Annotated in this window: 12 protein-coding genes; 3 read left to right on the forward strand and 9 right to left on the reverse strand. The window is 58.2% G+C overall.

The annotated features are described in order from the left end of the window. Position 1: 1 nt before the first annotated feature. From A3OQ_RS0111830 to A3OQ_RS0111865, 7 genes are all read right to left on the reverse strand, one after another. Positions 2-1432: an ABC transporter substrate-binding protein gene (locus tag A3OQ_RS0111830; RefSeq protein WP_020175601.1), complete on the reverse strand. Its 1431-nt coding sequence runs from the start codon at positions 1430-1432 to the stop codon at positions 2-4. Positions 1433-1628: 196 nt separating this feature from the next. Further along, the gene (locus A3OQ_RS0111840; protein ID WP_020175603.1) at positions 1629-2408 is read right to left on the reverse strand and encodes a Crp/Fnr family transcriptional regulator; all 780 of its coding nucleotides are present in this window, start codon (positions 2406-2408) and stop codon (positions 1629-1631) included. A 140-nt stretch (positions 2409-2548) separates the two neighbouring features. Continuing rightward, positions 2549-3508, reverse strand: coding sequence for a HEAT repeat domain-containing protein (locus tag A3OQ_RS0111845; protein ID WP_020175604.1), 960 nt, complete (start codon positions 3506-3508; stop codon positions 2549-2551). An 8-nt stretch (positions 3509-3516) separates the two neighbouring features. Further along, positions 3517-3750, reverse strand: coding sequence for a 4Fe-4S dicluster domain-containing protein (locus A3OQ_RS0111850; protein WP_020175605.1), 234 nt, complete (start codon positions 3748-3750; stop codon positions 3517-3519). A 24-nt stretch (positions 3751-3774) separates the two neighbouring features. Further along, a complete protein-coding gene (locus tag A3OQ_RS0111855; protein ID WP_020175606.1) occupies positions 3775-5520 on the reverse strand; it encodes a fumarate reductase/succinate dehydrogenase flavoprotein subunit in 1746 nt (581 codons plus the stop codon). Next, a complete protein-coding gene (locus tag A3OQ_RS0111860) occupies positions 5517-5885 on the reverse strand; it encodes a DUF971 domain-containing protein (protein WP_020175607.1) in 369 nt (122 codons plus the stop codon). Before A3OQ_RS0111860 ends, A3OQ_RS0111855 begins: the two co-directional genes overlap by 4 nt. Before the next feature lie 90 nt (positions 5886-5975). Next, entirely contained in the window at positions 5976-7016 is a 1041-nt protein-coding gene (locus tag A3OQ_RS0111865) for an ABC transporter substrate-binding protein (RefSeq protein WP_020175608.1), read from the reverse strand. Between the two features lie 151 nt (positions 7017-7167). Between A3OQ_RS0111865 and A3OQ_RS0111870 the strand changes: the two genes are divergently transcribed. The 3 genes from A3OQ_RS0111870 to A3OQ_RS0111880 are packed head-to-tail and all read left to right on the forward strand — an operon-like array spanning position 7168 to position 11110. Then, complete coding sequence (locus tag A3OQ_RS0111870) at positions 7168-9594, forward strand: DUF3604 domain-containing protein (RefSeq protein ID WP_020175609.1); 2427 nt, start codon at positions 7168-7170, stop codon at positions 9592-9594. Continuing rightward, positions 9591-10334, forward strand: a complete 744-nt coding sequence (locus A3OQ_RS0111875) for an ABC transporter permease (protein ID WP_020175610.1) — start codon at positions 9591-9593, stop codon at positions 10332-10334. Before A3OQ_RS0111870 ends, A3OQ_RS0111875 begins: the two co-directional genes overlap by 4 nt. A gap of 5 nt (positions 10335-10339) precedes the next feature. Beyond that, positions 10340-11110 carry an ABC transporter ATP-binding protein gene (locus tag A3OQ_RS0111880; RefSeq protein WP_020175611.1) on the forward strand — a complete coding sequence of 257 codons (771 nt, stop codon included), beginning with the start codon at positions 10340-10342 and terminating at the stop codon, positions 11108-11110. 277 nt (positions 11111-11387) lie between these two features. Here the strand turns inward: A3OQ_RS0111880 and A3OQ_RS0111890 are convergent, their stop codons facing one another. Further along, positions 11388-12173, reverse strand: a complete 786-nt coding sequence (locus tag A3OQ_RS0111890; RefSeq protein ID WP_026595757.1) for a phosphate/phosphite/phosphonate ABC transporter substrate-binding protein — start codon at positions 12171-12173, stop codon at positions 11388-11390. Between the two features lie 64 nt (positions 12174-12237). After that, positions 12238-13134 (reverse strand): fatty acid desaturase, encoded by an 897-nt coding sequence (locus A3OQ_RS0111895; protein ID WP_083931571.1) that lies wholly within the window; start codon positions 13132-13134, stop codon positions 12238-12240. Between the last annotated feature and the right edge of the window lie 229 nt (positions 13135-13363).

A 13363-nucleotide genomic window follows, 5' to 3' on the forward strand; every position in this document is an offset into this window, starting at 1 on the left:
CTCAATTTCCATTTGCCGCGGTCTTGATTTCAAGCTTGAGGGCATCGGTGAGGCTGACGACTTTGCCGTCGGTCTTCTTAGCATAAGCCTCAGCCTCGGTCTTGAGCAGAAAGGGCGCGATCTCGAACTTGCCGTCTTTGTCGGTGACGGCGTAGAAGGCTTGGTCGGCGAATAATTTAATGCCGCGCGCAGTGTCGAAGACATAGGCGACATTGATCTTCTTGCCCTTGGTCGTCAGATCCTTATAGGCGCCGAGCGTGCAAGCCGTGCTGCTGAACGGATGGATGCCTTCGTCCGCGACCCAGATCTCACCAGCCTTGCGCGGCTCGGTGATGGGCTTGTGGCAGAAGTCATCCGTGCCCTTCACCTCGTAATTCGCAGTGCTCGCGAGCTCCTTGTCGTAATCTTTGCCGAGTTCCGCATAGGCCTTGCGGATGAAACTGTCGTCGGCCCATTTCTGAACGTCGAACTCTTTCATCTTGCCGAGTTTCTGCAAGACTTTCACGTCTTCTTCCGCGGCTTTGAGAAGGACGGGTTTGATCGTCGGATCAGTCGTCATATTGCCGCCGGGTCCGAGGAAAATATAAACGACTTCTTTATTGGTTCCTGTCCATTCTTCGATCTTCGCGGCGGCGGCGGCCGGATCGGCGCGCACCCACTCATTGGCAGCAACCACGGCTTTCAGATAGGCAACAACCGCTTCGGGATATTTTTGCGCGAAATCGGAGCGGACGACGACGCCGTGCCAAGTTGGCAGATTGGTCTCGACGCCATCGAAGATCTTGCGGGCGAAACCACGAAACGGCAGAAGCTCGGCGAAGGGCACGAAATCGGCGTGCGCGTCGATCTTCCTTTCTTGAAGATTGGTCGAACCCACTTCCGGGCTCTGACTGACCAATTGAAAGAAATCCGGCGACAGACCACGGTCCTGCAGCGCTTTCAGCACCATGCCATGCGCGGCAGAGCCGAAGGGCACGCTGACGACCTTGCCTTTGAGATCGGCGAATTCGAAATAAGGCGAGTCCTTATGGACAACGATGCCATTGCCTGAGCCCGACAGATTATAGGCGGCGACCGCGATGAGCTTGCTCTTGCTTTCCGGATTGCTCAAGAAGGTAAAGCCGTTCACGATCAGCGGATAATCGCCCATGGTGCCGATCTGCGCCTTGTCAGCCATCATGGCATTGGTGACGGGCGGACCTGAGGTGAAGTTCTGCCAATCGAAGGCGAATTTAATATCGGCATATTTACCGTCCTTGGGCAGGTACTTTTCCAGGAGATGAAGCTGACGGATGATGACGCCCGTCGTTGCCGTATTGGTCGTCGTGTCCTGCGTCCCGATGCCGATCGTCACTGTCTCAGCGGCGGCTGGTCCGGCCAAACCAAATCCGAGGGCCAAGGTCGCAGCGCCAAGAAAGCTTCGCATCATCATTGGATCAACCTCGCATGAGCACCGGTTCAGGTCGCGATCAGGCTCGCTCCTTCCATCTTCGGATTGGACACCGCGAGGCGCAAACGGAGATCGCGTCCGCAGGTTGATTAGTTGCCGAAAAGGAATAGCTGTCTAAAATCGAGGCGGAACTGATGAAAAACGATGCGATGAACCGACCAAAAGGAGTTTGTTTTCATCACTCGCCGCCGCGCATTTCGGCTAACCGGTCGGTGCGGCAGACGACGATGTTCGATTTCCGGCAGAGGATGACGCCCTGGTCTTGCAAACGCTTGAGGCTGATCGTCACCCATTGCCGCGTCGCTCCGACCATATGGGCGAGGTCCGCATGGGTGAATCCCGCACTGATCAGAGCGCCGTCGCGATCCTTGACGCCGTAGAGCTCGACCAGATGTAAAAGCAGATGTGCTAAACGCTCCGTCACCGAGCGTGTGCCGAGCATTTGCGCCAGCGCCGAATAGCATTTGCCTTTGAAGGTCAGGCCTTCGATCAGGCCAATGCCGAGATTGGGAATCTTCTGCACCAATAGGCGCATACTTTTGCCGGGTAGATGGACGACGCTCGAGGCGCAAGTTGCGATGCCCGACCATTGATGCAGGCCGCCGCCAAAAATTTCGGGACCGCCGACGAAATTGCCGGGGAGCCAATAGGCCAGCGTGATCTCGCGGCCGGAGGGCGCCATGTAAAACACCCGGATGCGCCCGCTCGTGATCAAAAAGATCCCGTCATGCAAGGCGCCTTGATTGAACAATGTTTGGCCACGGTTCAGCACACGCTTCTGCCCATGGCTCAACACCATGTCGCGTTCGCGCTCCGACAGATTTTGAAGTAGAGGAACGGGGCCGCCGAGGAGCGTGGGATTTTCGGTCAGCAGCAGCGCTTGCGTAGATGCCGGTTGCACCGGTTGCTTCACATTAAGTTTGGTTCGCAGCTCGGCCGAGGCCACAAAGCTTTCCATCGTGTTCCCTGAGGCTTTCACAGTATAGCTCAGGATGCTGCAAACACGATGCCATGGCGAGCAGAAAAATAATCTTCGCTTAGCTCAACAGCAATGAATTGTGGCTTTGGCGCCGCAAGAATTGAGACAGATTTTCGTGATCACGCAGCTTGGCAGCGGGAAATTGCCCAGCGGATCAATTTGCGCACGTCCGGATCCGGTTCGTCGCTTGCCGCTTCAAGATAGGTGAGCGCTTTGCGGTCGGCGATCTCGCCGAGCGCCGCCGCGGCCTCCTTGCGGAGATTGCTCACCTCATGCGTGAGCGCCGCGCCGAGAGCCGGCACGGCGCGCGCGGCATGCGTACGGCCAAGTGCATTGGCGGCCTTGATGCGCACCTGCCAAGTTTCATCATTCATTGCGGCAATCAATGCGTCGACCGCTTCAGCAAAAGCGATCTTCCCGATCGACGCGGCGGCGGCCTCGCGCACTTGCCAATTTTCATCACCAAGCCCGCCAAGGAGCGCCTTCGCGCCATGTCCGCCGGCTTGTGAGAAAACCAGCGCCGACATCACTGCGCGCCGCACGGAAAAATCCGGATCCTTCGCGGCTGCGACAAGCGCGGGCAAAGCCTCTTCGGCCTTGAGATAGCCGAGCACGCCGATCGCTTCGCGCCGCACGTCCGGCGCGGAATCTCCGAGCGCCTGAAGCGCCGCCGGTAGGGCGCGCGGATCAACCAATTCACGGAGGGCATGCAAGGACGCAGCGCGCACGAAAGCATCCTGATGGCTGCAACGTGCAACCAGTAAAGGAACGGCCGCTGGCAGCTTCTTCTCGGCAAGCGCTTCGGCGGCGGCCATCCGAACGCCGGCACCGGGGTCTTCGAGTGCTTCGACCAGTGCTTCTATGACCTCGATACCATCATGTGCGTCGAGCGCCTTGGCGGCGGCTTCGCGCACCATTATGTCGCCATCGCGCAGGCCTTGCAGCAGCAAAGGCACGGCACCCTCTTCGACAATATCCGCCAGTTCAAGCATGCCGACGCGACGCACACCCGCGTCTTCGCTCGTGCATTTCGCGGCGATCTCGTCGAGTTCCGGCTCGAAAGCTTCAAAGACAGGCATAGTCCGCGTCACCGCAAAAGATAGGGGATGTTGACTTTGACGGCGCCGGTCGGACAATCTACCTCGCAAGGCATGCAGTACCAGCATTCGTCATATTTCATATAGGCCTTGCCGCTTCCTTCGTTGATCGCGAGCACATCGAGCGGACAGACCTCGATGCAGGTCCGGCAGCCTTTGTCGGCGATGCATTTCTCCTCGTCGACGATGACGGGCACGCTCGTCGCATGATTGGCTAAGGGCATTTTGCTCTCCGGTGGCCTACGCGACTATTCGGCAGCCGCTGGCGTTTTGATGCGCAATTGATGATAGGCCGACATTTCGCTTTCGTCGACCGGCACGATATAGGGCTCGACCTCACGCTTTCGGTGCGCGATCCGCCCATGCTGATCCTTGAAATGCATGCTGTGGCAGAACCAGTTCTCATTGTCGGTTTCGGGATAGTCGACCCTGAGATGATAAAGGCCCCAGCGGCTTTCGGTGCGATAGAGCGAAGCGGCGGCGGCGAGATCGGCACAATCGAGGATCGATTGCAATTCGAGCGCCCGCATCAGTTCATGCGGATCGCGGGCGACAAGCTGACCGAGATCGGCGCGGACTTCGCCGAGCCGCTGCTGCGCGATCTCGATCTTGGTGGTGATTTTCGGCGGCTGGATGTAGTCATTGACGAGGCGGCGGGCCTTATATTCCATTTCAAACGGCGTGAGGCCGTCGCTTCGCAGGGTCGGCGCCAGTACGCGTGTCTGTTCGCGGGCGACATCTTCGGCATCGAACGCCGGCAAGTCATGTTCGGCGCAATAGGCCGCCGCCTCGGCCCCTGCGATGCCGCCATAGACGAAAGCGCCGAGCATATAATTATGCGGCACGCTCGCCATGTCGCCGACGGCGTAGAGGCCGGGCACGGTCGTCTCGGCTCGTTCGTTGATCCAGACGCCCGAGGCGCTATGGCCCGAACAAAAGCCGATCTCCGAAATATGCATTTCGATCATGCGATGGCGGTAATCCGTGCCGCGCCGCTCGTGGAACCGGCCGCGCGATGGCCGCTCGTTGCTGTGGAGGATCGTTTCGATCTCGGTGATCGTCTCCTCGGCAAGATGATTGAGTTTCAGGAAGACGGGTCCGGAGCCGCTTTGCAATTCGCGCCAGAATTCGAGCATCATCTGGCCGCTCCAATAATCGCACTCGATGAAGCGCTGGCCCTTGTTGTTCGCCGTATAGCCGCCGAAAGGTCCCGTCACGTAGGCGCAGGCCGGGCCATTATAATCCTTAATCAGCGGGTTGATCTGAAAGCATTCGAGATTGGCGAGTTCGGCGCCGGCATGAAAGGCCATGGCATAGCCGTCGCCGCAGTTGGTTGCGTTTTCGTAGGTGCCGAAGAGATAGCCGGACGCCGGAAGGCCCAGGCGTCCGGCCGCACCGCACGCCAGGATCACGGCTTTGGCGCGGATGATGAGAAATTCGCCGGTGCGCGTATTGACGCCGATCGCACCCGCGATGCGGCCGTCGGCACCTTTCAGAAGCCGTGTCGCCATATAGCGGTTGGTGATCGCGACCTGGTTGCGCTTCAATTGCCGGTAGAGGATTTTTTTGACGTTATGGCCTTCCGGCATGGGCAGTACATAGCTTCCCATGTGATGAACTTTGCGTACATCGAATTCGCCGGAACCGTCCTTCTCGAACTTGACTCCCATTTTGTCGAGTTCGCGGATCATCGGATAGCTGCCCTGCGCATAAGCCATGACCGCTTTTTGATTCACGATGCCGTCATTGGCGACGGTGATTTCTTTCACATATTGCTCAGGCGTCGCGTAGCCGGGAATGACGGCATTGTTCAGCCCGTCCATGCCCATGGAAATGGCGCCGCTGCGCTTCACATTGGCTTTTTCCATTAGGATGACGCGCAGGTTTGGATTGCGCTCCTTGGCCTTGATCGCGGCCATCGGGCCGCCGGTTCCGCCGCCGATGACGAGGAGATCCGTCTCGATCGTCTCGCTCTTGATGTCGCTTGCGTTCATTCTGATGATCCGGCGTTTGAGTCTTTAGACAAGACCCCGATCGTACGAAGATAGGTCCACGGGAAAATGCCGCGCGCATGGCCATCAGCGAAACCAATGTTAAGCGCGTAATCTCCAATAGGTTCGATGGAGGCAATGGAGGCGTCTTCGAAATGCGCTTCGAACGTCCCTTCGATCCGGGCGCGCGAACACCAGGCGCAACGGCAGGCAAGCCGCATGTCTTCGGCGCCGAGCGTCATCTTATCGCCGCTGCGCCAGCTCAGCCGCAAATGACGGCGGTCGGCCGCGAGCACGACCTCTTCAGGTGTGGCCGCTTGATCGAATATGGCTTCGTCGCGTGCCGGGCGTATCGGATCGGCTGTCATGCGGGCTCCTTTCCGGAGGAGGATCTCGCCCGAAATGGCAGGATTTGACAGCAATTAGTTGCAAAATCGCCGAATGTCCGGCATCTGCGCCTAATCGTTGACCGTCTTTTCCTTTTCCTTGCCCAGGGCTTTTTCATAAAAGCGCCGGTCGAAAAGCCCGTCGATGCTCGGGGCCTCGGTAACCGCGCCGAGCTTCACTTGATAGGCGAGCAATGCCTTCGTGGACGCCATGATCGCTTGCGGATCGGCGACGAAATGCACGGCCGGCGACGACAGCGATTTGCGGATCGTTGCCTGATCCACGATACCTTTCGACAGCGCAGCTTCGATATGGGGCACGGCGCGGTCCGGCGTCTTTTGTAATTCGTCGATCGCACGCACAATGCCGTTGACGATCGCTTGTACGGCTTCAGGATGCCGTTCCAGGAATGGGCCGTAGACGGCGACGACGGTTCCCGGCTGGCCGGGAAACAGCTCTTCACCCGATGCGATGAGCGCAATTGCGGGATTGCGCTGCTGGATAATCGTCAAGGTCGGCTCGCGCACGGTTGCCGCATCGACCGCATTGGCCAGGATGGCTTGTTGGGTCGCATCTATGCCGATCGGAACAATTTGAACATCAGCCGGATCGACATGAACGGCTTCGCGCAGCCAATATTGCAGATTGGCGGCGGGCACCGAACCTGGCGGCTGGGTCGCGATCTTGGCAGGCCGGCCCGTGTCGGCATGAAACTGTCTAAAGGCCGCGGCCGGCGCCACGCCGGACTTGAAATAGGAGTGCAGCTTGGCGCCTGCGACGAGTACGTTTTCATCGACGGCGGTTGCCGCGACGACGCGGAAATCGACGCCCTTCGTGCGGCCAACCGCGAGCGGCGCGATGCCTGCCACATAAAGATCGATCCCTCCACCTGCCGCGGCCTGAATGATGTTTGGCCCCGACTCGAAAGTCGCGATGGACAAATCGAGGCCCGCTTCGCGCAACCAGCCTTCTCTGTCGGCGACAAAAAGCGGAGAAGCGCCGATCACCGGAATGACGCCGACCCGGACTTTGAGCGTTTCGGCTTCGGCGTGGGTCGCCATCATCAAGGCCGAGGCCATTGCCAAAATAAGCCTTACGCGGCTGAATTTCATGAAATGGCTCCATTTTTGGAGAGAGGCGGTCCCCCGCGCATCACCACAAATAAGTTACGATATAGATTTGGTGGTATTTAATTCATGATGTCAATTCGATATAGGATACGGAGCTGGCCGCGCCGGGCCGATAAACCGAGATCAAGATCGCGTGCCACCTTCCAGTGACGACAATGACGAGCGCGCCTCGAAGCTTAACGCGAGGCTTGGCGCGCATATCGCGCCGCATGATCTCTATGCCAGGACGAAAAACCTTCCCTTTGCAGGAACTCTTCGATGCAATGTCGATTGCGTCGAGGCCGGTTCCTGGCAGGAGATTCTTCTCGATTATGAGGTCGGCGCGGGCGGCATAGCTGATGGTGCCACTTTCAAAGTGACATTTAAGTTCTACTCGGACTGGGCTTTATTCCAGACGGCCGATCCCACCGCGGCGAATTACCTCTCCGCTGAATACCAGGCAGGTCCTTTGGCCGCAGGCCAGTCGCCAGCAAGCGTTCAATATCTATCCGTTCGCTTCGATCAGAAGGGCCACGAGCGTCCTTTTCAAAAGGCGGTCATCGTCGATATTGTCGATGGTTATCTGAACGCTGGCGATCATATCCTCATTCGGCTTGGTGACCGGCGTGGCGGCGGACCCGGCACGCGTGTTCAGACCTTTATCGAGGACCATTTCAGGTTTCGCGCCTATGTCGACATTCTCGGTACCTCGCGTTTCGTCGCGGTGCCGGGCGATGTCTCGTTGCGTATCGCGGCTGGTCCCGCGGCCCGCATCATCCTCAATGGACCACGTTTCGCGCGCCCCGGCGTAGCCGCGCCCTTCCATCTGTCGCTGCAGGATCGTTGGGGCAATATCGTGAGCGACACGGGGGGCGCTATCCATTTGACTGCCTTCGGGCAAGATGGGGTGCTTTTCAGCCGCGACCTCACGTTGCCTGCGCAAGGCTGGGCCGCCGTTGCCGTTGATGATCTGCCGTCGGATCGTGGCGATCTGCGATTCGTTGCAGAGGCTCTGCAAGCCCGCGACATTGCTCCCGCCGAGGCCTTCCTTTCCGTCTTTGACGACGCGCCAAGTCCTCGCGCGTACTATGCCGATCTTCACGTTCATGCGCATGACACGGTCGGCACCAATAGCCCGGCTTATAATGCTGCTTTCGCGCGGGATATCGGCGGCATAGATGTCTTTGGCTATACCGCGAACGACTTTCAAATCACCGATGCGAATTGGAAGGACGGCGTCGAGACAATCGGCACATTCAACGAGCCGGGACGCTTCATCGCCTATCCGGTGCAGGAATGGTGCGGCAGTTCGACGGCCGGCGGCGATCATAAAGTGATCTTCTTGGGCGATGAGCCGCCGGAGTTTCCCTATAACCGCAAGGGCGAGCACAATCGCACTTTGCTCTGGAATGAAGATATGAAAGGCGCCTCGGCCAATCTCGGCCGCTGGCCGATCGAAGAGCTTTGGGACGCCTATCTCGACAGACCCGAGGCGCATCTCGTCATCCCGCATGTCGGCGGCCGCCGTTACATCGCGGATTGGCACCACCCGGAGCTGGAACGGTTGGTCGAGATTGCTTCGTCCTGGGGGCATTTTCCCTGGCTCTATCAAGATGTGATTGAACGCGGCTACAGACTCGGAGTCTGCGCCAATAGCGACGAACATCGCGGCCGTCCTGCCGGTGGTGCGCCGGGTGTGCAGGTCTTTGGGGTGCGCGGTGGGCTGACAGGCATTTTCGCGGAAAGCCTCGATCGTGCCGCGATCGGTGTGGCCTTGCGTGCCCGTCATACCTTCGCGACGACGGGTGAACGCACTGCACTGATCGTTCGTTGCGGCGACCACATCCAAGGCGATGCTTTCGAACACACAGGGTCAGCCGAGATCAGCTATCGCTTTTTGGGCGATCTCGGATGGGATGAGCTTGCAGCCTTCGATCAAACCGGCCTTATCTGGCGGCGTAACCTTCACGAAGAGCTTGGTTTCTCCGACCGGCTCATCCGATTGCGCTGGGGCGGCGCACGGATCAAGGATCGTTACCGTTGGGCGAGTTGGAACGGCCGCATCCGTATCTTGAACGGAACGATCCATCGCTTTTCGGCGAGTGGCTTCGAACATGTCGAGGAAACGGCATGGCGTGCCGGACCAACGGATGTTGGCTTTCGCTCGGAAACCTATGGCGATGCGGATTCCATAGAGATTGAAGTAAGCAATCTAAGTGCTGCGCGCTTCATCGTCGAAGGCACGATCGGCGGCTTTGTGAAAGTTGGTGATCCGCGCAAGCCTGCGCCCTTCATTCACAGGCCGGATTTTCATTGGGAGATCTCCGGCGCCGAGCTTCTCGAAAATGGCGAGTTGCGCCTCGATCTCGGCGGCACCGATCTCTTTCTAGCGCTCGAGCGCTTGACGGCATCCCCCTTGCCGCGGGACATTTCCGGGCACTTCACTGTTGAACCGGTCAATGGCCCCTTCGGCTTCAGGCCGGTCTATCTGTTCGGCCGCCAGCGCGACGACGCGAAGATCTGGTCCTCGGCGCAATTCATCACTTTCACGGAAGCTCTGGAGTCAGGAAAAGATCGTTGAACCGTTATCTCTTATCTGCGATCGGTCTGACGGTCTTCCTTCTGGTTTGGCAATCGATTCCATTGCTTGATCCGAGCGCGCAGGCGCTCTTGCCGGTGCCGAGCCAATTGCCGGCGGCTTTCTTGCGTGAAGTCCGAAGCGGCATCTGGATCGTTTGCGTCGGGCAAAGCCTCTCGCATTATTTCTATGGTCTCGTTCTCGGCATCCTGTTCGGCATCGGGATCGGTATCCTCACGGGAATGTACCGCAGCCTGGAAGTCGCGCTGAGCTGGGTGATCCGGACTCTGCGTCCGATTCCGGGGCTTGCCTGGATTCCATTTGCCATTCTCTGGTTCGGAGTGGAGCAAGCCGCGGCGATCTTCATTATCGCGATCGGGGTGTTCTGGATCGTGTTTTTCGCGGCCCATGCGGCGATCCGCAACGTCGATCACGAACTCATCGAAGTGGCTGAGGCCTTCGGCTTTACAAGCGGCTGGGAGAAGCTCGTGAAGGTTCTCTTTCCCGCAAGCCTTCCAGGCATTCTGGTTGGCGTTCGCACGGCTCTCGGACAAGCCTGGATGGCGGTCGTCGCCGCCGAACTTTTCGGCGTTCCGGGGCTTGGGCAGAGGATGAATCAGGCGGCGAGCCTGCTCGCGACCGACATCGTCGTGGTCTATATGTTGACGATCGCCGCGCTCTATGGCCTCGTCGACACCGGCTTTCTGCTTGCCCAATCGCGCTTCCTGTCATGGAAGACGTGAGCGCCATGGATCCGGTCATCGAGATCGAAGGCCTGAGCCTCGCTTACGAGCGCGAAGGCGCCGTCACCGAGATTCTCCGCGGTCTCGATCTGACTGTGGAGCGCGGCGAATTCGTTGCGATCGTCGGGGCCTCGGGGGTCGGCAAATCGACCCTGCTACGGGTGTTGATGGGGCTCGCCGCGCCGTCGTCAGGCACGGTTAAGGTTCACGCCGATCCAAATTCGGAACGGGCCATGGCGCTGGTTTTTCAGGATGCGCGTCTGCTGCCGTGGCGACGCGTCATTACCAACGTGGGCTTCGGCCTCGAGAAGACCAAGCTCGGCAAGAGCGAGCGGCGCGAACGGGCTTTGACCGTTCTGCGCAGCGTCGGTCTGGAGAGCTTCGCGAACCGCTACCCGCATCAATTGTCAGGCGGTCAAAGGCAGCGGGTAGCACTTGCAAGAGCACTTGCCGTCAATCCGTCGATCATGCTGATGGACGAACCTTTCAGCGCACTCGACGCTTTGACGCGGCAAGCGTTGCAGGATGAATTGACCCGCGTCTGGAACGCGTTCGGCAAGACCGTCCTTTTCGTCACACATGACATAGATGAAGCTGTCTATCTGGCGGATCGCGTGGTTGCACTCGGCGGCAAGCCCGGGGAGGTCAAAGCCTCTCTTTCGATCGATGTGCCACGGCCGCGCGAGCGGCAAGATCGCGTCTTGCAGGCCCATGCACAGCGAGTCAAAGACGAACTCAAGGCGGAAGCCATCGCAAGGGACGATTGGGTGATCTGAACGAACTGCGGCTTTATAAGGGACCGGCTGATGCTGCGTTTACGGTCATTGCACGTGACCGTTAAACGCATATTGTGACGGTACTATTATGTCTCACCATCGCCGATGGTGGCGCACTGATCGGCGAACGTTACGGCGCCTGGGCCATGCAAAGCCGTAAGATGAGAGATATTGAGTTTGAGCTTCTCGATGTTCTCGTAAAGGTTCACCGAATATGGGTTCGCTGCGACCGGTGACGGCGTGTTTGGCACACTGAAAACAGCCGGTAGCCGTCCTTTTATCGCAGCTCTGGGTACCCCAGTGCGGCGGCGTCTTCTTCAATGAGCAATAGACGTTCGTAGTCAGCGTCAGTCTCGAATGCGAAGCCTTCGATATTCAACGCCGATCGAACTAATTCGAGTCCGGGTGCTGTCGCAACGTCGTTTAGTACTTCTCTCAGAACGCGGAGAATGCCAGCATCGGTTTTTCGGGCTGTGATATATGGCGGAGCGGCCGTGCGCACCGATTCACCGATCTTCGACACGCGCTCGGTGAGTTCAGGCTCAAAACGCTCGAAGTGCGCGAAGCTGACACAATCGATCGCGGCAATGTCGGCGCGACCCTCTGCTACGGCTTCAAGGCTTTTGTGGTGGGAGCCCGTTATGACGACGGAACGAAAGAAATCATTGCTTTCGGCAATTGGTGCAATCGCGGCTCGCAGCAAATTCATGCCGGTGTTGCTGTCAAAGCTGTTTACGGCGCAGACGCTTCCGCGCACATCACGCAACGTTCGATGTTGAGCCTTCGCGTTGACGATGAAGAAGCTGCAATGCTCGAAGCCTTCGCAGCCTGAAGATCCATAAATTGGCGTTGCGACGATCTGTACGGCGCTTTTGAATTGCTTGACCAGAGGGTAGCCGCAGGCCTGGCCGAACAGAAGGTCGGGATCACGCCAAGCTCCTTGATAATCATCTGTTCTGGTCAGTGAGGCCGGGACGGCCGTCAGCCCGGCGTTTTTCAGACGCTCGGCGATCGCGTGCCAGAAGGCGTCGGTCGCCGGTTTCAATTGCGGCAGATCATACATCGGAAGGGCCGCGACGGTTCGTGAGGCCGCGGCAGCCCGGGTATCATTGTCCAGCGTGGCGCTTCTATTCATAGCTAAGAGGGTTGATTGGATCGTCGAACGACTTCAGAAGATAGCGCCGCGTGATTTCGAAGTAGCTCCGGTAAACGCGTGTGACCTCTGCCGAGATCAGGCTCTCGCGATGCTCTTTGTACCAAGCCGGGATTTTGTACCAAGGCAAATCAGGGCGGCAGTGATGTGCAATATGAAGATTATTGAAGAGGAAAAGAAGTCCGAGGACCTTGGCATTCTCGACGGTCGCAGTCTGTTCTCCCGCAACCCGTGCGGCCCGATGCTCCGCGAACGATCGCACAAGCGACAATGAGGTCCCGGGGTAGACGATGCCGAGCAGATAAAACCATGGGTTCATCTTACAGATGCCGACGATCCAAATCAGAATGATCGTGCATCCCACAAGATGCGCACCCCAATTTATGAGGCCGTCGCGCGGATTGTCGCGAGCGGCAGCTAGCTCCCGTGCGATCAAACGACCTGCGTTCCAGGCTGGCCCTAGCAGGAGTCTTCCTATCAAGGTCGTCTGCAACTGAACAAGTGTTTTGCCGATTGAGCCGAGCTCTGACCAGCCGTGCTGCGTCCAATAGTAAGATTCCGGATCGTTGCAGGGATCGGTCAATGTCTCGGCGCGATGATGATCGAGATGTGAGGCCCGGTAGACGTGATAGGGCAGCCAAAGCGACAAAGGCGGAAAAGCCAGCAGTGTATTCACGCCTTGCCACGGCGTTGGGTGCCCGTGCAGATTCTCATGTTGAAGTGAAGAGTGCCATGCGATGAGCCACGCCCCTGCAGGCACGATGAACCATATCGGCAAGAGGGCATGGAAAAGAGTTAACGCGATCCAGCTGCCGTAAATAACGATCGTTAGACCAACCGTAAACCATTCAATTATTTTCGATTTCGACATTAGCAGCATGATTATCAGACATAAGTTTAGCTAGTCTACATAATAACTATATAATAAGTCAATAGGTGAGGTCGCGCCACCGTCGAGCCCTAGCGACAAAGTCGCGGATGTGCCCTGAGCGTCCACCGATCGGCTGATAGCGGTTTGCGAGCGATGTGTGGAAATGGCCGCCCCGATAGGCGGGTGGCGCGAACCGACGCGGAAAAGGCCTCTTACTTCAGTCTCAGTC

Origin of the sequence: Methyloferula stellata AR4 (assembly GCF_000385335.1) — a bacterium.
Taxonomy (GTDB): domain Bacteria; phylum Pseudomonadota; class Alphaproteobacteria; order Rhizobiales; family Beijerinckiaceae; genus Methyloferula; species Methyloferula stellata.